Source organism: Paenibacillus artemisiicola (assembly GCF_017652985.1).
Lineage (GTDB): Bacteria > Bacillota > Bacilli > Paenibacillales > Paenibacillaceae > Paenibacillus_Z > Paenibacillus_Z artemisiicola.
This window is the reverse complement of the sequence record NZ_JAGGDJ010000002.1, coordinates 501,669-523,330: the sequence shown is the minus strand read 5'-3', so window position 1 is coordinate 523,330 and position 21,662 is coordinate 501,669. Positions and strand designations below refer to the sequence as shown.

At 60.1% G+C, this 21,662-nt stretch carries 11 protein-coding genes; all 11 read right to left on the bottom strand.

What is annotated here, in order from left to right; all coding sequences use genetic code 11:
* Nucleotides 1-51: 51 nt before the first annotated feature.
* The 11 genes from I8J29_RS05490 to I8J29_RS05440 all read right to left on the bottom strand — a co-directional run bounded on the left by I8J29_RS05490 (nt 52) and on the right by I8J29_RS05440 (nt 21,639).
* On the bottom strand, nt 52-1,647 hold the full coding sequence (locus tag I8J29_RS05490; protein WP_208846649.1) for an extracellular solute-binding protein: 1,596 nt from the start codon (nt 1,645-1,647) through the stop codon (nt 52-54).
* 76 nt (nt 1,648-1,723) lie between these two features.
* Nucleotides 1,724-2,596, bottom strand: coding sequence for a carbohydrate ABC transporter permease (locus I8J29_RS05485; protein ID WP_208846648.1), 873 nt, complete (start codon nt 2,594-2,596; stop codon nt 1,724-1,726).
* Nucleotides 2,596-3,522, bottom strand: a complete 927-nt coding sequence (locus I8J29_RS05480) for an ABC transporter permease (protein ID WP_338113054.1) — start codon at nt 3,520-3,522, stop codon at nt 2,596-2,598. Before I8J29_RS05480 ends, I8J29_RS05485 begins: the two co-directional genes overlap by 1 nt.
* 314 nt (nt 3,523-3,836) lie before the next feature.
* Nucleotides 3,837-6,131 carry a helix-turn-helix domain-containing protein gene (locus tag I8J29_RS05475; protein ID WP_208846646.1) on the bottom strand — a complete coding sequence of 765 codons (2,295 nt, stop codon included), beginning with the start codon at nt 6,129-6,131 and terminating at the stop codon, nt 3,837-3,839.
* 259 nt (nt 6,132-6,390) lie between these two features.
* Entirely contained in the window at nt 6,391-11,004 is a 4,614-nt protein-coding gene (locus tag I8J29_RS05470; protein WP_208846645.1) for a DUF5722 domain-containing protein, read from the bottom strand.
* Between the two features lie 139 nt (nt 11,005-11,143).
* The gene (locus I8J29_RS05465; RefSeq protein WP_240545902.1) at nt 11,144-12,046 is read right to left on the bottom strand and encodes a carbohydrate ABC transporter permease; all 903 of its coding nucleotides are present in this window, start codon (nt 12,044-12,046) and stop codon (nt 11,144-11,146) included.
* Nucleotides 12,047-12,059: 13 nt separating this feature from the next.
* On the bottom strand, nt 12,060-13,976 hold the full coding sequence (locus tag I8J29_RS05460; RefSeq protein ID WP_208846644.1) for an outer membrane protein assembly factor BamB family protein: 1,917 nt from the start codon (nt 13,974-13,976) through the stop codon (nt 12,060-12,062).
* Nucleotides 13,977-14,127: 151 nt separating this feature from the next.
* Entirely contained in the window at nt 14,128-15,828 is a 1,701-nt protein-coding gene (locus I8J29_RS05455; protein WP_338113053.1) for an ABC transporter substrate-binding protein, read from the bottom strand.
* Nucleotides 15,829-16,168: 340 nt separating this feature from the next.
* Nucleotides 16,169-17,269, bottom strand: a complete 1,101-nt coding sequence (locus tag I8J29_RS05450; protein ID WP_208846643.1) for a GntR family transcriptional regulator — start codon at nt 17,267-17,269, stop codon at nt 16,169-16,171.
* 184 nt (nt 17,270-17,453) lie between these two features.
* Nucleotides 17,454-19,832, bottom strand: coding sequence for a family 78 glycoside hydrolase catalytic domain (locus tag I8J29_RS05445; RefSeq protein WP_208846642.1), 2,379 nt, complete (start codon nt 19,830-19,832; stop codon nt 17,454-17,456).
* A gap of 97 nt (nt 19,833-19,929) precedes the next feature.
* Nucleotides 19,930-21,639: a glycoside hydrolase family 71/99 protein gene (locus I8J29_RS05440; RefSeq protein WP_208846641.1), complete on the bottom strand. Its 1,710-nt coding sequence runs from the start codon at nt 21,637-21,639 to the stop codon at nt 19,930-19,932.
* Nucleotides 21,640-21,662: the final 23 nt, after the last annotated feature.

The window sequence follows — 21,662 nt, the reverse complement described above, 5'->3', positions numbered from 1 at the left end:
AAGATGCCGGCGAGAACGGAAGCGATCCTCTCATCTCGGCGATGCTGCCGATTACTTGGCCGCGCCGGCCAAATAAGCGTCCAGCTGCTTCTGGTATTCGGCGATGACTTTATCGACGCCCGCAGCCTTCAATTTCTGCTGCGCCTGCGCGATGTGGCCGTCGTAATCCACGACGCCGGCATAGATCGGCGCGATGTCGGACGTGATCGCCGCCTTCACGTTGCCGAGCTCGGTCTTCACCGGCGTGGCGTCGAAGAAGAAGCCCGAGGAAATGAAGTTCTTCGCTTCGTCGTCCGGCTCGTACAGCTTGCGCGTCGCCGTAACGATGTCCCCGACGCGAATGAAGTTCAGGTTGCCGATCATCCAATCCGCGTTCGGAATGAGCGAAGCCTGCGTCTTCGGATCGAGAATCGCTTCCATCGATTTATCGCCCGTCTTCTTGTACGTCTTGCCTTCGATCCCGTACATGAATAAGTCGTAGTTATCTTGGTTGGCGTACAGCCAGTTCAAGAATTGGATGACGGCGTCCGGATGCTTGCTGTTCGCCGCCACGACGTTGAGGTTCTTGGCGTTCGTGAAGCGGTAGTGCCCTTTCTCCGGATTGAACTCCTGCAGCGAGAAATCGCCGAGCTTCGCGCCTGGCAGGTCTTTGTCGAGCGCGGCCTGCGTGTTGGCAAGCGTGCCCATCTCGAAGCCCCAGTTCATTTTCCCCGCTTCCTTCTGCACTTGATCCTGCTTCAGCGTCAGCACGTCCGGGTTGATCAGCTTCTTCTCGTACGCTTGACGGAAGAAGGCGCTCTCCTGCTTGAACTCGTCGGTATCCACCCAGTCCTTGACCGTGCCGTCGTTGTTGATCATCGCGATGCCGTCGCGGACGTCGAACGGGAACGAATCGAAGGTCCGGTGCAGGAAGTCCATGCCGGTCGCGGAGACGTTAATGAGCGTGAACGGGAATTGCGGCTTCGGCGCGGGCGCCTTGTCGTACAGCTGCGCCATCGCGTCCAGCATCTCCTGCGGCGTGGCGACCTTGCTGTCGATGCCGTACTTCTTCAGCAGGAAGTCGTTCGAGGTGAACAAGTCGACGACCGCCGGCTCCATCCAGTTGGCCGGGATGCCGTAGATTTTGCCGTCCTTCGTGACCGCATTGAAGATATCGTCGCTGATCGCGGTTTTGATGTTCGAACCGTATTCGTTCAGTTCCGCCGAAATGTCTTTGACCGCGCCGCGGGCAATATAGTTGGACAGCGAGACGACGTCGTTCATGACCTGGAACATATCGAAATCCGCGCCGGTCGAGAGCATCAGGTTCAGCTTCTGATCCCATGCCGCCCAGTCGATGTACTGCTCGTCGATCTGCACGTTCACGCCGTCGGCAAGCAGCTTCTTGTTGACCGCGTCTCTGACTTCCTTCCAGCTGGCCGGCTCGGTGCCCGGAATGACGTACTTGATCGTGACGACGTCTTGCTTGGCGGCGTTGCCGCTGCCCGCATCGGCGTTGGCGTTCGCGTTACCCGAACCAGAGCCGCTATTCCCCGCGTTGCCGGAATTGCCGGAGTTACCGGAATTGCCGCCGTTATTGCCGCATCCCGCCAAGAGCGCCGCGCTCAGCACCGCTGCGGTAAGCATGTAAGCCGATTTTCTTCTCAACCTGACCCACTCCCTTTGATTGATGTTTCCAGGCGTGCCGCTTATGTCCTGCTCGTCGGAGATCGGTTCTTCTCGATCAGCCTTTCACGGAACCCACGATTAAGCCTTTCACGAAATAACGCTGGAGGAACGGATACAGCAGCACGATCGGCCCGATGGTCAGCGCCACGGTGGCCATCTTGGTCGATTCCGCCGGGATCGTCGCCATTTGCGCCCCCTTCGGAATCATGCTCAGCGCGTCGATGTTGGATTTGATCTGCAGCAGCAAGTACTGAATCGGATACAAGTCCTTGTCGGATACGAGCATGATCGCGTTGAACCAGTCGTTCCAATAGCCGAGCGCGTAGAACAGGCATACCGTAGCGAGCACGGGCAAACAGAGCGGCAGATAGATTCGGAACGAGATCCGCAAATCGTTCGCCCCGTCCACGTAAGCGGACTCGCGCAGCTCGCCGGGCAGGCTGTCCATGAAGTTGCGCACCAGGAACATGTTGAACGCGCTGAACATCAGATTCGGCACGATCAAGGACCAGACGTTCTCGAGCAAGCCGAGCTTCTGGCACATCAAGTACCACGGCACGAGCCCGGCGCTGAACAGCGTGGTAAGGAAGAAGTAAAGCGCCAGCCCGTTGCGGTACTTGACGTTTTTGTTCGCCAGCGTATAAGCGGCCATGCTCGTGACGAGCAGGGCCAGGAACGTGCCGGCGATCGTGACGATGGCGGAGATCAGATACGCGTGGAAGATGATCCTGCCTTGCGAGAACACGAGCCGGTAGGCGTCCAGCGTGAACCGGTCCGGGAACAAGCTGTACCCGTGCGCCGTAATGCTGTTCTCGTCCGAGAACGAGACGATGATCGTCAGCACCATCGGGAAGAGGCAGAACAGGGAGAACACCGCAAGAAACGCGTAAATGCAGGCGGAAACGACGGAGAAACGGCGCCGGCTCATTAGTACAACGCCCCTTCTTTATAAAATTTGCGGGTCATGAAGTTGGCGATGAAGACGAGCAGGAAGCCGACGACGGATTGGAACAGGCCGATCGCCGCCGCGTTGGACGGATCGCCGATTTGCCGCAGCGCGCGGAACACGTACGTATCGATGACGTCGGTGGTCGGATACAGCACGCCGTTATCCCCGATGATCGCGTAGAGCATCCCGAAATCGCCGTAGAAGATTTTGCCCAGGTTCAGCAGCGTCAGAATCGCCACGGTCGGCGCCAGCAGCGGCATCGTAATGCTCCGGATTTTCCGCCAGCGCGACGCCCCGTCGATATCGGCCGATTCGTACAGCGACTGGTCGATGCCCGTAATCGCGGCCAAATAGATGATCGAGCCCATGCCCGCATCCTTCCAAATCTTCATGCCGGTCAGCAGCCAAGGCCACATCTTCGCCTCCGAATACCAGTTAGGCGCGCTTAGGCCGAGCGCATCCAGCAAGCGGTTGACCATGCCGCCGTCGGTCGCGAACAGCATGTACATCAAGTAACTGACGATGATCCAGGACAGGAAGCTCGGGAATATCATCGTGGACTGCGCCAGCTTAATGAACAGCTTATGGCGGATTTCATTGAACAGCATGGCCAGCGCGACCGCAAAGACGGTGCCGAAGACCAGGAAGAGCACGTTCAGCTTGATCGTATTGGCCATGACGGTCCAGGCGTCGCTCGACTTGAAGAAGAATTCGAAGTTTTTGAACCCGATCCACTCGCTGCGGAAGATCCCTTGTTGATAGTTGAATCGTTGGAAGGCGATGACCAGATACGGATAGGTCGCATACGAAAAGATAAACACATAGATGACGGCCGGCAGCGCCAGTAAATACGAGAAGCGATTTCTGGACAGCTCGCGCAGCACGCCCGGCTTCTTCGGCTTCACCTTCCTCTCTATTGGATTCGAAGACGGATTCAAAGATGGATTCAAAGATGGATTCGAAGACGTCCGAAACTTTACGTTCGCGTCTTTCATCGGCATGCACTCCTTCTGTTTCTTGCCTCAGCATATCCCGTCCGGAGGCGCATCGTAAATTTCAAGCTTGCGCTATGACTTGCGAAAAACCGCTATTCGCTCCATTTCGAAAGCGAGTGCGCGAAACGAAAAGACGATAAGCGGGGTAGAAGCCGCTTATCGTCTGCCGCATGAACCGTATTGATGCGCGCCGCTGCCTCCGCAGTCCGTCCGGGTCAATCCCGCTAACCGGTAATGCGATGATTCTCCCTGTACTGCGACGGCGACATGCCCGTATGGCGTTTGAACATCGTGGAGAAATACGCGGCGCCCGGAACGCCGACTTTCGCGCCGACCTCGGAGACGATTTCGTTCGTCGAGGTCAGCAGACGTTTGGCTTGTTCGATGCGCACGAGCGTCACGTAATCGTTGAACGTCGACCGCGTCTGATGCTTGAACAATTTGCCTAAGTAGCCGGTAGACAGGTCAACCTGCCCTGCCGCATATTCAAGCGACAAGCAAGCGTCGGCGTAACGCTCCTCGATCAGCTGTTTGACCTCTTCGATCACGCGCGTGCTCTTGAGCGAAGCGACCTGCTGTTTGTTCTCCTCCATGACCGTCACGACGCGTCCGCAGAAATCCGTCAGCGCCGCTCCGAGCTGATCCAGCGTCTCCACTTGCTCGATGAGGTGGAAATACGCGTACAACCCGTTCGTATTCGTACCGCCGAGCTCCGAGATAGGGCCGAATTCCCGGATCATCGTCAGCAGCAGGAAATTGGTGAACTGCATCGCCCGCGCGTACGTACACGCGGAAATAAACGAGATCCAGTCGGCGATGCCCGCCTGAACGGACTTCGCGTTGCTCAGCTTGACCGCGTCGATCAGCTTCCGCTCCTTGAAGGTCGGGTACTGCAGATCCCCGTCGCGGTTCCGGTTCGCCCGTTCGGCGTCAATGATGGCATTATAGCCGAAGAAGAGGCGATAGTCGCCGTATTCCTGGGCGGAGCGGTACGAATCGTGCAGGCCGGCGAACGAATCGCAGAGACCGCCGATGCTGACGGTGACGCTGATTTTGTAATAAGCGCGAACCGCGTCCTGAATTTCCGAGAGCGTCAAATAGAGCGTATCGCCGAGCGCTTCGTCCGGCAGCTGCAAGATGGCGGCCAGCTCGTCCTCGGTCACGGCGGCGGCGTTCTCGAAATTGCCGCCGAGCAGCTCCTGGGCGATGTTGCCGATCGCAAACCGGATCAATTCCCTCTCGAACGGCGGATACGTTTGCTTAAACAGCGCCTTGTCGTCGATCTTGAACAGCAGGACGCGAAAATAAGGTCCCGTCAGCCGCTTCCCCCATTCCTCTCCGATCTGTTCCGCCGTCAATTTGTCGATGCCTTGCAGCAGGGATACGATCGAGCTGCTCTTCAGCACCCTCCGGGAACGGTTCAGCTTCGATTCCAGCCTCTCGGCCGACTGCCTGGAATGCAGGAACGCGTTCGTCAGCTGCGCGTACTCGTCCTGATGCAGCAGCGTCCCGCCAGCTTGCTCGGCGGTCTGGACCGTCGTGACTTGATCAAGCAGCCTGCGGATCGGATTGTAGAAGTTGCCGGTCAACAGCAGCGAAATGCCGACGCCAAGCACGATCAAGAGCAGCGAAATGATCCAGGTCCAGCTGCGCAGCGTATGAATGTTCGACAGGAGCTCGCTGTACGGCTGCGAACTGACGAAGTACCAGTCGAGCGCGGGCGATCTCACGTAGGTAATCAAATTCTTCTTGCCGCCCGTCTTCTGCACGAAGCTGCCTTGATTCCGTCCCTCGCCCAAAATCCGCTTCACTTCGTGCCGTCCCGAGAAATCGCGCATGAAATTCGCGGCGTCGGAATGGGACAGCACTTCGCCGCTCGCGTTCATGACGTAGGTGTCGCCCCGCTTCGACGACGTATTCAGGCTTCCGATCGTATTCTGGATCGACGCCTCGTCCAGGTCGAGCACGAGCGCATACTTCGGCGTGTTCGTGTCCAGCTTCCGTTCCGGCACGATGCTGAACGTCAGCAGCCGCAGGCTCGCATCGGTATCGACGATCGCCGCGCGCGGATAGAAGCTCAGATAATCCGCGTTCGACCGCGCGTTCACCTTCGGATCGCGCGGCAGTCCGAACGTATCGATGTATTCGCCGTTCGTAAAATTGTACATGCTGATATCTTTGATGAACGGGTAGACGCTCTGCACCTTCGCGATGATCATGTAGGCTCTGTAATTCTTCAGCTTATCGACCTCGTCGGCATCGAAGAAGGACATCACGTCCTTGTCGACCAGGAGCTGGCTGGACACGTCTTGAATCTGCTGGTACACCACGTTAGCCGTGTAGCTGACATGCGACAGCACCTGCTTGGACGAGCGGTCGATCTCCTTTACCGCTTCCAGCGAGAACAGCGCATACAGAATCGAGCTGACGACCGCGATCGACATCACGATCAGGACGAGATAGGACATGATCAGTCTCCGATATACCCGGTATTGACGGATCCGATTCACAAACGTCACTCCGCGATCCCCTCCCCCGAACCAGTATACCAGCAATGTAAGCGTTTAACGTCACAAAGTTTACCTATCCGCGGACGATTTTCCGCACGTCCTCGCGTCGATTATTCCTGTCCTAGGAGTAAGGCTCTCCGATATGCGACAAAGGCGGCATCCGAGGTTCGGAAGCCGCCTTTCAAATCGATGTTATTGCGTTTCATCGCGCGCTCGCATCGCCGAGCCGTCTAAAGTCCCTTGATGAATGAATGCGAAACGCATGGTCCTAGGGCAAAAACGTAACCCGGTACTGCCCGAACCGGTCCGCATCGAACGAAATCGTGCCGGTCATGACATCGTATCTTCCGCTCGGAACCGGCAGCGCTTTGCCCGCCTTGTCGATGCGCTTGACGACGATCCGCTCGGGCGAACCCTGCTCGGCCGCCGTCGCCGCATAGGGAATCGTGACCGCGATTTTCGCGCCCGGAACGTTCCAATCCTCCGGTTTCCCGTCCATGAGCAGCGAGAGCTTTATGCCGGTTCCGTCGACGGCTTCCACCCGAATCCCGACGGCTTGCGAAGCAGCGACCCCCGGCTGATGGAACAGATTATTCGGAATCGTCACCGTTCCGATCGGCGTCATCACCGTAAGCAGCTCCGAAGCCCTGTTCGCCGACAAGCTGCCGGCGGTAAAGGCCAATACGTAAGTTTCGGCACCGCCGACCGCGGGAACGTTCACCGTGAGCGACTTGACGCCGCGCCGATCCGGTTCCGTATCGGCGAACGCCGATGCCAGGAGACCCTGCGGCAAATCGACGTTCAGAATCCCGGCCGCCGGATCGAGCGTTGCCGTCGCGCTGCCGCCTCCAATGGGGATGCTTACGCTTTCGGGCGCTTCCGTCCTGACGTGATCCACGTAGAAATGTCCGCCCCAGGCGCCCGAGTAGTAGGCGGTATCCTTGCCCCTGTATGAGATTTCAATCGCCGTTACGTTGGTTTTGCCGGCGAAATTCGTCAAATCCGCCGCCAGATCGACCCACGTATTCGGGTTTACTTCCTGCTCGGCGGTCACCGACGTGCCGTCTGCGGCGGTCAGCTTCATCTTGGCCACGTAGGCGGACGAAGTGCCGCCCCAGCCGAACAGGTCCGCGCGTACCTTGACATAACCGCTCAAATCGACCGGGTTCTTGAAGGTTTTGACCACCTTGCTCTCCGTCGTCGCGACGTCCGCGGACTTCACCGCTTCCAGCATATACGTCCCGTGATGCGCGGCCGAAGGCGCGTTGTTCTGCGCGTCTTTCTTCACGGACGCCACCGCGGCCGTCTTGCCGCCCGCGATCCAGCCGTCCGTGCGGCCGGACTCGAAATCGCCGAATACGAGCTCGCCCGCATCCGCCGTATAATCCGGATAGCCGGCTTCCGTCAGCGTGAAGACGTACGTGCCGCCGTCCACGGTTACCTGCAGCGCGCCGCTTCGGTAATCGACGGGCACGAGCGAATCGATCTTCGTCCCGACCGCCGCTTCGCCGCCGGCCGGAATCGTCACCGGAACGCTGCTCTTATCTACGGTGATGCCGTTCAGTCCTGCGAGCCCGACATTGCCCGCGAAGCTTCCGTTCCCCGAGTTGCGGATATGAACGGTCAGCGTATCTCCGGCGGCCGGCTTGCCCGGCGCATCGAGCGTGACCTCCAACTGCTTGACTACGGCCGACGCGGCGGCGGATACCTCATCCACTTTCAGCGCGCCCGACGACCAGACGACCGGTTTCTCCGGCTGCGCCCACATCTTGAGGCGGTCGACGCTTCCGAGGCCCGCCCAGCCCGTCAGGTCGATCGCGACCTCGTTCCAGGCTTCGGCCGCCGCCGCGACCGAGCCTTCGATGACGCGGTCGCCGCTATAGACGCGGATCATGAAGCGGGCTTTCTCCCCCGCGCCGATGCCGACGGCTTTGACCGCGGCCTGGACGACCGGCGTCGCGGACAGATCCTGCGGCGAATCGAACACCCGGGTCACGCCTTTGTAATCCTGCAGACGCGAGCCCGTAACGCTTGCCTTCAAGCTGCCCGCTCCGGCCGCCTGATCCGCCGTGTCCAGCGCCGCGCCGGAGACGTTGTCCGTCGCGAACCAGCCGTTCAGATCGGCGTCGAAGCTGCTGAGCGTCACTTCGCCCGACGCGTCCGAAGGCGTGCCCATCGGCGCCGACGCCTGCGCCGGCCGCTCCTCCAGCTTGGCGGGATCGAATTCCGGGATGGCCTCCGTCCAGTCATTCACGCCGATAATGCCCTTGGCGAACGCCGTAACGCCGAGCGAATCCGCCGTATCGATCTTCTTGAAGACGTCATAAATGACCTTCTGCGCGTAAGCTTCGTTCGTTTGGCCCGGCATGTTGGTCCAGAGCCCCAGGTTCAGCCCGCCTTCCGCCGCATGGTCCACGTGACGGTGCAGGATGAAGGCGTCGATGCCGGGCAGCGACTTCACCTTATAGTACGCGTACGCATAGGCCGCGGCCTGCACCTCCTGCTCCGCCTGCGTATTGCCGCCGCTGTGGAAGCCTTGCTCGGAGAGGATGACATGGCGCTGCGCGCCGTTATAGGTTAAGGCTGCTTGCTGCAGATAATCGGTCAGCACCTGCAAATTCTTGAAGGTGATGCGGTACGTATCGAAGCTGTCCGTAGCCGTGACATCGTTCCACGTCCGCGGATTGAACAGATCCTCCGGGTACGGATGGAAGGCGATGTTCCAATCGTAGTTGCCGCCCTCTTGGGCCCGCTTGTTCAACTTATCGACGACCGCCTTGTTATCGTAGACCCACTGCGATTCCGGGGAGTTGCCGGCATTCCAGAAATGGTCGAGCGAGATGTACACCCGGGCGTTCTCCATCTTGCTCTTGACGATGTTATAGGTGGCGCGCAGCGTCCGTTCGTATTGGTCGACGTAGTCGTCCAGCAGCTTGGGCCCCATGTTGTTCCATACTTTGTTCTGGCCCACTTCGTTGCCGACGATGAAGCCCATTACCCTGCCGTATTTCTTGTCCGCCCTGGAGTAGCGTTCGGCGATGAAGCTCGTGATGGCTTCGTAGTAATTGACGCCGGTCTCGTCGGTCAGGTTCGGCGCGAACACCGTGCCGTCCGGCGTGCTGTCCGGGTGAACCAGATCCTTGTTGGGCGAATCCGGGTCGGTCATGCCCGTGCGGTAAAGAATGAGAATGGCCGTGACCGCCATGCCGTTGTTCGTCATGGACGAGATTTGATTGTCCAGGTCAGAGACGGACGATTTGCGGAAATAATAGGTGCTGCCGTTAAACGCATACGGAATGGAGTTCGCGCCATGGTCGCTCACCGTCAGCAATTGATCGTACGCGATGTTGATCGCGCCGTGCTGCACGCCCAGCCGCTCGGCATCCGCGGGCAGCTGCACCTGCAGGCCCTTGATGCTCTTGGTCGGCGTGTACGGATCCTTGTTGGGCGCGAGGATTTCCGGGTTCGTCACGTATTTGGCCTTATCGAGCAGCGCGTAAGCGCCGCTGCCGTTCTTCAGGACGACGGCGAACTTGGAATACGCGCGGGTCCGGGTGTTATCGAGGACGGCGAAGCTTAGGCCGACCGTCCCGGAAGCCGCGCTTGCCGCGAGCGGCGTCATGGCCGCATAGTCCGCCGTCTTCTCGTCGGCGTAGACGGGCAGCTCGAACGCTTGCGCTTCCGCGCCCGGATTGGCATTCAGATAATCGGCGTTCACGCTGCCGCCGATCGTAATCGCCGTACCGCCCTCGTCGATGGCGGCATGGTCGATGCTGCCTTGATAGGCATAAGCGTCCACGTTCCGCAGCGAGAAATCGATCCGGTCCAGATCCAGCATCGTGCCGGCGGCCGCCGCGACGGGCGAAATCCGGATCCGGTCGATCGTGTCCTTCCAGGCGGCGCCGGACATCACGAATTCGTAATCCGCGAACGCAGCCGAATCGGACAGGTCGAACGACATCGATTTGGCCTCGTCCCAGCCAGGGTCCCGATCGGTGATCCAGGAGATCTTCAGCTTGGCGGCGCCGGTGTCGTTCTTCATGCGCAGGTTGACGACGTTGCGCTTGGACGCGTCAAGCCCCAGCCCCGGCGATTCCAGGTAGGCATTCGCCGGGTCCGTGATGATGTATTGCAGCGAGCCGTTCGTCGGCGAGACGGAGACGTCCGCGGTGCCGCCTGCTGCCGCGAAGCCTTCCGCGACGCCCGGAACGTTGAAGTCCAACCCCGCGATCTTCGCGGCGCTCAGCCGGTCGAGCTGAAGCCTGCCGTCCCAGTACGCATAGCCCGGATCGCCCGGCGACATGCCGTCCAGGTCGTAGTTTTTCATATACGAGAACTCGATCCGGTCGATCGCGTTCCGATGCGTCCAGTTATGGATATCGAAGTACATGACGTTCCATTTGTTCGCCCCAAGGCCGGACACCGCTTCGAACGTATCGGAGCCGCTCGTGAGCGTCATCTTCAAGAAGAAATCGTCCTGCTTCCAGCCCCAAATGTTCGCCGCGAGCGCGATGAAGTTGTCGCCGGAGAGATCGAGCGGCTCCGGGAACGCCCGCGAAATCGTCCGCCACTCGTAAGCCTTGACCTGCTTCGGCATGACCTCGAGCGCGCCCGCGCCTTCGAACGGCGATCCCGGGGAATTGAGCAGCGAACTTACGACGCCTACCGAGTCGACGTTCGTGCCGGCGGCCCAGCCGGCCGCTTGATCCGGCGAGTTGAAGTCGTTGATCACGCGGTCCGGATAGATCGCATTGCCGGCGTACGCGTCCTTCGGGACGAGCGCGGGATCGTAGGCGCCCGCGAATGCGCCGGCGGGCGCGAGCAGCTGCAGGATGAATGCGGTTACAATGGCAAAAACGACGCTTCTCCTTCTGGTCTTCATAACGGGTTTCCTCCTTTATGGAATACCTTATCCTTACGCGTTCGCCGGCCTGCGCGATTGAGCGGCCTGATTGAATGACCGGGGTCTGCAAGCCCGGCGGAACGCATTCGAACCGAAAAGCTTCCTTGCCGAATGCCGCTTACATCTTCAATGCGCCCTGGGTCATGCCTTGGATGTAATATTTCATCCCGAACGTGAAGATCAGCACAAGCGGCACCGCCGAAATGGCATACGCGGAAAACTGGATGCCCATGTCCGAGATGCCGAACTGCTTCTTAAAGATCGTCAGCCCCACCGCGATGACCTGCAGCTTGCTGTCCTGGATCGTGAGCAGCGGCCAAATGTAATCGTTGTACACGCCCATGAAATGCATGATGAACAGCGTCGCGAGAATCGGCAGCGACAACGGAATGACGATGCCGAAGAACACCCGCGCTTCCGACGCCCCGTCCATCCGCGCCGCCTCGAACAATTCACCGGGCAAGCCCGCCATGTAGCTGCGGCACAAGAACGTGCCGAAGATTTGGCCGCCTGCCGCGCTGGCGACGATAATCACCCACGGGGTATTGGTGAGTCCGAGGTTTTCGTACAGCACATAGGATGGAATCAGCGTCAGCACGCCCGGGATCATCAGCATCGCGAGCATCATAACGAACAGGAATTCCTTGCCCGGAAACGTCTTCTTGGCGAACAGGTAGCCGGCCAAGGAAGACAGCAGGATGACGATCGCGCTCGCGACGATCGCATAGCCGAGCGTGTTGACGATATACCGCCAGATGCTCGCGAATGCCTCGCCGTAATTCCCCCAGCGGATGGGGTCGGGCATGGACCAGAAGCTGCTCAAGATCTGCGCGTTGCTTTTCAGCGAGCTGAATACCATGAACAGGATCGGGACGAGGGTGAGCAGCACGAGCAGCGCCAGCAGCAAAATAATGACGGTCTGATTCACCGTCTTCATCTTTCCGTGACGCCGCCTGCTTGCCGCCGGCTTCGCGCCGGTCGCGGGCATCGCGGATCCGCCGCCGTTGGCAGAGGTTATCATAGTCCGGTCCTCCTCATTCGTTCGCCGTTTTGATGACTTTCAGATTAATGACCGTGATGACCAGAATGACCAGGAACATGCCGACCCCGAGCGCCGACGCATACCCGAGATCGTTGAATTTCGTGGCGGCGTAGTACATTTGCAGCGCGGGCACGTACGTGGAATCCATCGGCCCGCCGCCGGTCACGATCAAAATACCGTTGAAGTCCTGCACCGTGCCGATCAAGGTCAAAATGATCAGGAATTTGAACTGTCCCGCCAGAAGCGGCAGGTGAATGGAACGGATGATTCGGGCCAGGCTGGCGCCATCCATCTTCGCCGATTCGATCAGCTCGCCCGGAATTGACAGCAGGCCGGCGTACAGGACAAGCAGCTGGAGAATCCCGACGAACGGGAAGCCGATGAAGATCACGGCCCAGAGCGCCGACTTGGGATCGCCGAGCCACCCGTGGGCCCAGCCGCCGAGTCCGATCAGCTGCAGGAAATTATTGATGAGTCCGACGTTCGGGTCGTACAGGTTCTGCCAGATTAGCAGCAGCGCCACGCCGGGAATGATCATCGACGCCGTAAACGATGTCCGGAACACGTACTGCAGCCGCTTGCTCCGAAGATGATAGATCAGCTCCGCGGTAATGAGCGGCGGCAGAATCGATTTGATCAGCCCCGTCACGATGAGGATGAGCAGGTTCCCGAGCCCTTTGGTCACATACGCGTCATGGAACATCCGCTTGAAATTATCCAGGCCGACGAAGATCGTCCTGCCGCCGGGCTGCCAATCGTACAGCGAATGGAACAGGCCGGAGAACGCGGGCACGTAAAGAAACGCGATAAGCAGCACGAAAGTCGGCGCAAGTCCGAGATAGATCAGCTTCGCCCGCCAGATCTGCCGGAACACGCCGAGGCGCCTCCGCTTGTGCAGCATGCGCAGCCCAAGCAGCATAAGCGCCAGAATCAGCACCGGCACGGCGATCAGAATCCCCGTTCGCAGCCGGGCGTCGGATTTCGCCTGCCCGATGGCTTGGCCCGTATCGTACGCGAACAGCCGGCCGTCTTCCGTGCCGGCGTAGAGCGTCTTGCCGTCACGATCCAGCTCGACGTTGCGCCCGGGGGCATCGACGTTCGTCTCCCACAGCTTCTTGCCGTTCTCGCCGAACAGGTAGAACCCGCCCGACAAGTCCGAGGCGCCGATCACCTTGCCGTCCCGGGAAAACGAGACGTCCGTGACGTCGTCGCGGGTCGGCAGCGACTTGTGCCCCTTGCCGCCGGCGTCGAATAGCTCGACTTCGTTCGAGGCCGTTGCGGCGGCCACGGCGCCTTCGTCGGAGACGGCTACCGCGCTAATCTGGTCGGCGGCCCCCATCTTGCGCAGCTGTTTCCCCTGCCCGTCGAGCAGATAAACGTACTGGTCGGTCGTCGCGGCGGCGATCCATTGCCCGTTCGCGGATACTTTGAGCGCCCGCATCGTCGTGCCGATCGGCGCGGTTCCCCTCACCTCGCCCGTGGCGCCGTCAATGAAGGCGATCTCGTTCGAACGCTGCAGGATCACGGCGATAACCGAGCCGTCCCGGGAAGCGGACATCGCCGTGACTTGCTTCTTCAGATTGGTATTCCAGAGCGGTTTGCCCTGGCCGTCATAGGCGTACAGGTGCCGGTCGTCCGACGCGACGAGCAGCTCGCCGCCTGCCAGCAGCTCGACGCCGGTCACGACGTTGTTCGCCTGCGCCTGATACTGTTCCTTCCCGTCCGGTCCGTATACGTAAGCCTTCGCCCCGTAACTGCCGACCGCCAGGCGGCCGCCGTCCTCCGCGACGGAGATGGAGGTGATGCTGCCGGCGCCCTCGATCGTCCAGTTATCGGCGCCGAAGACGATCTGCGGAAGCAGTCCGGCCCCTAGCAGCAGCGCGAACAGCGTAAACAAGGTTCTTCTCATGTCTGCCTCCTCGTCCGGGCGCAAAGAACGGCATTCGCCTTACCCGGCGCGCCGCGCGATGCGGATTTCCTTCGGTACCCGGTTGTTAAACAAAATGCGATCTGCACGGCGAAAGGCCCGTGCAGATCGTGATCATGCCGTACGCTCGGTTTTATTTTTTGCGTTCGGGCGGCTTGCGTTCCGGATTCTCCAAATCGGACGGCTCCAGATTCCGCTCCTTCAGCACCGCATTGAAGTTCTTGTCGACGTTGGCTTGCAGCTGCTCCAGATACTGCTTCGTCGTCAGCTGGCCGCCGAAGAACTTCTGCACCGTGCCGACCCATTCCTGAACGGACGGCTGATAGTCCCACAGGCCGCGGGCGAGATTGTTGCCGGGACTCGAGAAGCCCTCGGTATTCCCGATCGGCTTGAAGTCGGCGAACGCCTTGCCCATTTCGTCCGGCAGCGTGATATCCTTAAGCGCCGGCGCGCCCGACAGCGCCGCGTCGGTACTGTCCTGAATGGCTTTCAAGTAGACGTTGTAGCCTTCGGGGCTGGTCACGTACATCATGAAGTCGGCATCGAGCGCGTTCTGCTCGGCATCCTTGTTGACGAAGCCGTAGAAGCCGATCGGGATCTGAATCGTCCGGACGGGCGCCATGACCTCCGGGCCCTCCATCGTCGGCATTTTGAAGAATCCGTAGTCGAACGGCTTGACCGCGCCTTTGGCCCCGGTCTTCGATTCGTCCTGGAAGTCCTTCGGCAGCTGCCAGTAGGACGCCGGCGTGCCCACCATCGTCGCCGCCTTGCCGGTCAGGAACAGATTGTACGCCTGATCCTCCTTCAGACCGAAGAACCCGTCCGGAACGTACTGGAACAAGCGCTTCAGATTATCCGCGTACGCCTCCCACTTGGGATTGCCGGCGATTTTATACGGACCGGCTTTATCCTTGATGGCTTTCCACGCGCGCAGGTCGTTCTTCGTGACCTTGCTGTTGGCATCGTTGAACGCATCCGCCGCGTCGAACTTCCAGCTGTCGTCGATATCCGGCAGGTACGTATAGTCCTGCTCCTGCGAATGCGAGATCGTGATGTAATCGCGCAGGTATTGGTCGGCGTAGATTCGGACCAGCCAGCCGGCTTGGCCGCTCCACATCGAATTGGAGTCGCCGCCCAACGCGAGCGGCGTGTATCCGGCGGCCTTCAGCTTCTCGAAGTCCGCCATCAGCTCGTCGAACGTCTTCGGCGGATTCGCGATGCCGACCTTCTGGAAGATTTCTTTGTTGTAGACCCAAACGATTTGAACGGATTCGAAATTCAGGTTGTAGAGATGGTCGTCCGGACCGACGCCGTCGATGTTGATGCCCATCGTCTCCAGGTCCAAGCTGTCCTTCCATGCTTTGCCGGTATACGGATTCGCCTTATCGAAATAAGGATATAAGTCCATGAATGCGCCGCTCGACATCAAGCCCGCGACTTCATTGTTGACGACGAGATCGACGTCGGGTTTGCCGGCAGCGAGCTGGGCCGTCAGCCATTCCTTATAGCCGTCCGAGGGTTTGTTGTCGACCTTGACTTTGACGCCGGGATTCTTCGCCATGTAACCGCTTGCAACTGCGTTCCAGACGGAAGCCGACGCGTTCGGCAGCGAGATGTTGATCGTGCCCGTCCGAGCCGGAGCAGCGGGTTCCTGCTCGTTCGCATCCGAATTCGCGGGCGTGTTCGCGGAAGCATCCGCATTGGCCGGCGTGTTCGAGTCGTTCGGGTCGTTCGCCGCATCCGTGCCGGAATTGTCGTTCTTGCTGCAGGCCGCCATGACGGACATCAGCATAATGCCGCTAGCGAACGCGGCAATGACTTTCCTTTTCTTCACCTGAATCGCTCCCCATTCGTCTTAGTTTCGATCAACCCTCCGGCAGAATGCCGCATGCGCGCGCAGCCTAACGGCTGTCACGCCAACCGCACCGCCGTCCCCCAAGCAAAGTATAATATACAAAAGTAAGTATACTTTATAAGTCACAGTATACAGAGGGTAGTGGGCAAATGCAACGCTTTTTTGGTTCGATCGACCATCAACCTGAAGCCTATACTCAACTGGTAGCACGGATAACATTGTATACTTTCGTTTAGCCCTCTTGCACCATACAAATAAGCCGGCACCGATCGTCTCGATCGATGCCGGCTTTCCTGATTGCCGCTTGCTTCGCATGCCCTTACTCCATGACGGGTCCCGTGCTGCCTCTGATGACCAGCGCCGGCACGATTTCGTCTTTGACGGACCTGACCTCCGCATCCTTCAACTCGAACAACAGGATCTCCGCGGAACGCTCCCCCAGCTTCCTCGTGTTCTGGTTGACGGTCGAGAGCCCGGGATTCGTCAACGCGCTGATCAGCACGTCGTCGTAGCCCATCACGCTAACGTCCTCCGGCACGATGAGGCCGAGCTCCCTTGCGCCGTTCAGCGCCCCCATCGCCTTGTAGTCGCTCGTCGCGAAGACGGCCGTCGGCGGATTCGGCAGCGCCATCAATTGTTTGAACCCCGTTCTCCCCATGCTCGTGCTCTCCACTTCGCCGCTGACGACGGAGACGAGCTCGGGATCGAACGGAATCTGATGCTGCGACAGCGCCAGCTTGTAGCCTTGCAGCCGGAGCGAGAATTCCTGGTTCAGCTCGAGGATCGAGGCGCCCGTCAATATAATGCCGATCCGCCGGTGCCCGTGGGATATCAAATGCTGGGTCGCCAGATAGCCCCCCGTGAGATTGTCCACGATGACATACGGAATGCCGAGATGCGGGTAATAGAAATGCACGGTCACGATTTTCCGGCCTTCCGTCTGCCAGGCGGCCAGGCGCGACAAATCGAACGAAGGGTTCCCGAGCAGCACGATGCCCGCTTGCTTGTCTTCGGGCAGCGCATAGTCTTCGCCCATGTCCCAGACATGAAAGCCGATGCCGTTCTCCATGCATACGTCCCGGATCCCCTGAAACATATCCGTGAAGAACGGGTGGTTGAAGTTGGTCGCGTCATGGTCCCGATGGACGAAATAAATTTCGCGCATCGCCTGCGCTTCGGATGGCGCCGAATGCTCTTGGACGAAGCTGCCTTTGCCCCTGATGCGGTAAACGTACCCGGCCAGCACGAGCTCCGAGAGCGCGCGGCGCGTCGTAATCTCGCTCGTGCCGTATTGATTGGCCAGATCGATCTGGGGCGGCAGCTGGTCATGCGGCTTCAGGCGGCCGGTCTCGATCTTGCGCTTGATGTCGTCCATGATATATTGGTACATCGGCGCTTTGGCCGGCTTATCGGTTGTCATTCGTATGCGCCCCCTTGTTTCGGATTAAGTATACGTTAATCGGAAACACAGCGCAAGCAAAGGCCACACGGTTGCCGCCGGCTTTTTGCCGCGGCATAGCGGAGCAGGCGACCGACGGGTTCCGGGCATAGCGCCGGGTACTTCTCCAGGCATCCATTCCTTATACCAAATGAATATTTCACTGTTACGGCATCGATGCCGCCCGCTTCCGGGTCGCCTGGACGATCCCCGTCACGACGACGGTTCCGGCTTCTTCGGCGGCGGCGACTTCCGACAGCTGCCCGGTCTGCCAAGCCATGCCGACCGGAAGCTGGACCCGGAACCGGATCGAGCCATCGGTTTCTCGCCTCCACGAGGCTTGAATGTCGCCGTGCGGCGTGGGTACCGTCCCTTCCGCCCAATCGATGCCGGTAACGGGCGCCGGATCCAGCACGACGGCGCCGGTTCCGACGGCCGAAGCGTCGACGCCAAGCACCTCCTTCGTGAGCAAATAGGTCGGAGACGCTCCCCAGCCGTGCGAGAAGCTGACGGGGATGGCATCGTGGAGGTATGTCGGCGTATGGCCCAAGTAAGGGCTTGGCACGGTCGGGAACGGAAGCGTAGGATCAAACGTCTCCCACCATGTCGTCGCGCCTCGATCCAGCATGGCGCCCCAATAGTCCCGGATTTGCCGGCAGGCCTCCTCCGCGTAGCCGTGGCGGAACAGCGTTTCCAGCACGATGTGATAGAAGAAAGCGCCGCGGATGCGCGGCAGACGCCCCTCCAAATAGTAGTCCTCCACGAACCGGATCGTCTCCGGCTCCTCCATGATGCCCGACCAGGCAGCGGCGAAATTGGTCTGCGCGGTCATGCTGGCCGACAATCCGTCCGCGGACAAACAATCCGCGTAGACCGACGTCCCCGGAACGCGCAGCTGCGCGCGGACCGCGGCGCGCAGGCGCGCCGCCTTCGAACGAAAGCCGCCCGCTCGCCCGGGTTCGTTCAGCTGTTCGGCGATCAGAGCGGCCACGTTCAGAAATTTATAATAGAAGCAGGAAAGCGCGGTTACGCGATCCTGTCGCTCGATATCGTCCGTCCAATCGATGAAGCACCACCAGCCGTCCCGGCTCGCGTTCGCGAACAGCCCCGTCCCGTCCTCCTGCGCGGCGAACCAGTCCGCGAGCTTCTCGGCATGCGGCCAAGCCTCCCGCAGAAAGCCGTCGTCCCCGGTATGCCGGTAATGCTCCCACACGCCGAACAGCCAATGCGCGCAGAAGTCCGGAAGCAGGAACCGGTTGCGCTGCGGCCCGGTACCCGCGATGGAGCCGTCCTCGTTCTGGATGCGCGCCGCCTGCAGCAGCGATTTACGCGCGAGCGCCGCATCTCCGAAGGTTTGATACACGACCTTCGCCATGACGACCGAATCCGCCACCCATAACGATTGCTCGCGGTAAGGGCAATCCTCGAAATGATGCTGGCTGTTCACGATCGTCGTATAACGGCCCGTCTCCCAGATGCGGTTCAGCCTCTCGTCGCTGCAGACGAACCGGCCGCCTGCGCGGAACGGATAATGCACGAAGACCGCCTGAAGGCTGCGCAATCGGATCGGAACCGGCGTCGCGAGAACGGCCGCCTTCAGGTAGCGGAACGCGCGCCGGCCATGCGGACGCAGCGTATTGCTCCCCTTGCGAAGGAGGAACGTATCCATCAGCGCAACCTCGAGCGATTCCCCGTAGTAGAGCTGGAGCACGCCGCCTTCTTCCGCCTCGACCTCCAGCTCGGGATAACCGACGATCTCCTTGCCGAAATCATACGTCAGCTGCGGAAAGGATCCCGGAACGGAAGCGTCGATCGCCGCCCCGTCCGCGTCGCTGCCGCTTAGGACGGCATCCGGCGATCGCACCGCTCCCAGGAAGGCTTCGGCCGACACGACGGATACAGGCCGTACGAGCGTCTCCCGCAGGCGGGGAATTTCGCTCGGGATAAGACGCGGCCAGGGGGTACCCGGCTGTTCGGCTTCGGCCACGACGACGGCCCGCGGCCACGATTCATCCCCGTAGTCCGCCCGTTCCCAGCCGTCTTCCTTGGACAGATCGAGGATTTCGCGGTAGCCGCCCCACAGATGAAGGCGGCTTGCCCCCTTTGCCCAGCGCGGCGAACGGCGGCATCTCCACCCCTCGTCCGTGGCGACCGTCCGTTCGGTCACCGTGCCCGCTTCATCCTCCAACGACAGATCCAGCTGGCAAATGAGTCCGCCCGGACCTTGCAGCTGTTCGGTAACAATACGGTCCGTTCCGAAATTATGCGCCAGAATGGCGATCGCGTTATCGCATCCCTCGCGCAGGCAAGCGGCTACGTCATACTCGTCGTACGACATCCAAGCCAGGTCGGCGGGTGCCGGCCCTCTGCCGACCCTCGTTCCGTTCAGGCTAAGCTCATAGGTTTGGTTGGCCGATATGCGCAGCTTCGCGCCGATGACCTTCATTTCGATCGGAAAGGTGGTGCGTGCTTCGACATAAACGTCGTTTTCCCCGGCCGTGCCCGCCGACCAAATCCATTTCGCGCGCCATTGCTTCACTTCCATAACCCATGCCTCCACGTATGAAATGATATCATTGTATACTTTAATATAAATAAAATATACTTTTTTGTCCATGGGTTATATTGCGTCTATCATGCGCTTAGGCGGACGCGCTGTACATAAAGTGCAGCCGGCCCTCCGGAGCCGTATCGCCATGCTGCAGCGCATCCAGCATGTCGCCTTCCTGCTGCATGTTATCGATCCACTTGAAGCCGATGCGCAGCTCGCGGCCCGGGTCGACGATTCCCAGCGCGTCTCGCGGAATCTCGAGCTGCAGCTCGTTTCCGCCGACGGCAAAGCCGATTTCCGTCACCGCGTGCCAATTCCAGCCGCCGGAGCTCCTCTCCAGCAACGATTTCGCCTCGGTCGTTATACGGCGGTTCACGATATAGTGGTAGCCCTCCCAGCCTTCATCCGCCGCGCCGTAGACGCGAATCAGCAGCAGCATCCAATGCCGGCCCGTATGCGGAGTGATCGCTTCCTTCGTGCGGACGTAGAAATAAAGATGCGCGTCGGTATGGGCCGCTTTCATGAGGATCAAGTCGTTTCTCCCCGTCTCGTCGCGGTAATGGAGCTCGCCGTAGCCGGGATGGTTTCTTGGCTCCGTATCGCCTTCGAAATCACGGTATTCCCGGCCGCGCGCCGCCCACGGTCCGAAATCCGTTCCGATCGGGATGCTTTGCTCCAGCCGGAAGCCGCCCGGGGGTTCGGACATGCCTTTGAACCGGCGAATATACCCGGCCAGCTGCATGAAATAATGATCCCCGTACCCGCCCTTCATCGGCTCGATGTCGCGGCTGAATGCGAGCGTCGCTTGATCGACGAACAGCACGGGGCGTTCCTTCGGCCCCTGCAGGCGCATCGCGATCCACTCGTTCCAGCCGGTGACGAAGACGATCCGCGGGTCCTCGCGGAGCGCGAATTCCCATTGCTCGGCGATATTGAGTCCGCGCATGACCGCTTCGTCCGAATCGATAGCCGTATCGCTTCCTTCCGTTTCCCCCCGGTAACCTCTGCCCCAATTGTCCCCGTACCCGTAGAAGGGCGTGTCGCTCATCGCCACGCTCGGATGCTGCGCCACCGACACGCTGATGATTTCCTTCTCCCCCTCGTCATTGAAGAAAACCCGCTGGGGTCGCCGGAATTCGATCCATGGGAAGCCGTTAACCTTGGCTTCCTCGTTCGGCCACTGGTTGAGGCGGAAGGTGAAGAAGCCGCGGATTTCCTCGCTGCATTCGCCGGGGTCGCCGATGATAAGCGGCCTGCCCTTCCAGCGGAACCAAAGCTCCGGATAGCGCCCCGGCCGGTAGATGTCCTCGTAGAGCTCCGTTACCGTCCTGCCGGATTCCGTATTGGTATAGAAGACTATTCGGGGCACCTTGAAGCCCTGCGCGCGGACGTGATCCATGATGCCGAAGAGGACGTCGTACGCCTGCTTGTAGGTCGCCCTGTTCGTCGTATCGAAGACGAGAAAATCGACCCCCGCCGTCGTCAGCAGCTGGACGTGCTTCCGCAGCACGTACGCATCGTCGCTCAAGTAGTATCCGAACAGCGGCTCGCCCCAAAAGTGAAACGACTTCGCCGGTCCCCAGGCGGGATGATCCGGGTCCTTCGCCGCCTCCGGCCAACGCGCCAGAATCCGCGTGTTGTCATGCGGACCCGACTTCCCGTGCTGCCCAAGCCACAGGAAGTAAAACAACCCGACGAACCGTCCCTCCCTAAGCGGCCCCGCATCGGCATACGCGGGCAGCTCTCTTCCCAGCCCGTCAATGCCGCCCAATTGATCGCTTCTGAATCCGTTGTCCCGCATGTTCCCGTTCCTCCCCGATCGGT

What these genes read in the sequence shown, in the direction of transcription:
- I8J29_RS05485 (WP_208846648.1), bottom strand. Translation starts at nt 2,596, where the DNA reads ATGAGCCGGCGCCGTTTCTCCGTCGTTTCCGCCTGCATTTACGCGTTT.
- I8J29_RS05465 (WP_240545902.1), bottom strand. Translation starts at nt 12,046, where the DNA reads ATGATAACCTCTGCCAACGGCGGCGGATCCGCGATGCCCGCGACCGGC.
- I8J29_RS05440 (WP_208846641.1), bottom strand. Translation starts at nt 21,639, where the DNA reads ATGCGGGACAACGGATTCAGAAGCGATCAATTGGGCGGCATTGACGGG.
- I8J29_RS05445 (WP_208846642.1), bottom strand. Translation starts at nt 19,832, where the DNA reads ATGGAAGTGAAGCAATGGCGCGCGAAATGGATTTGGTCGGCGGGCACG.
- I8J29_RS05460 (WP_208846644.1), bottom strand. Translation starts at nt 13,976, where the DNA reads ATGAGAAGAACCTTGTTTACGCTGTTCGCGCTGCTGCTAGGGGCCGGA.
- I8J29_RS05470 (WP_208846645.1), bottom strand. Translation starts at nt 11,004, where the DNA reads ATGAAGACCAGAAGGAGAAGCGTCGTTTTTGCCATTGTAACCGCATTC.
- I8J29_RS05450 (WP_208846643.1), bottom strand. Translation starts at nt 17,269, where the DNA reads ATGACAACCGATAAGCCGGCCAAAGCGCCGATGTACCAATATATCATG.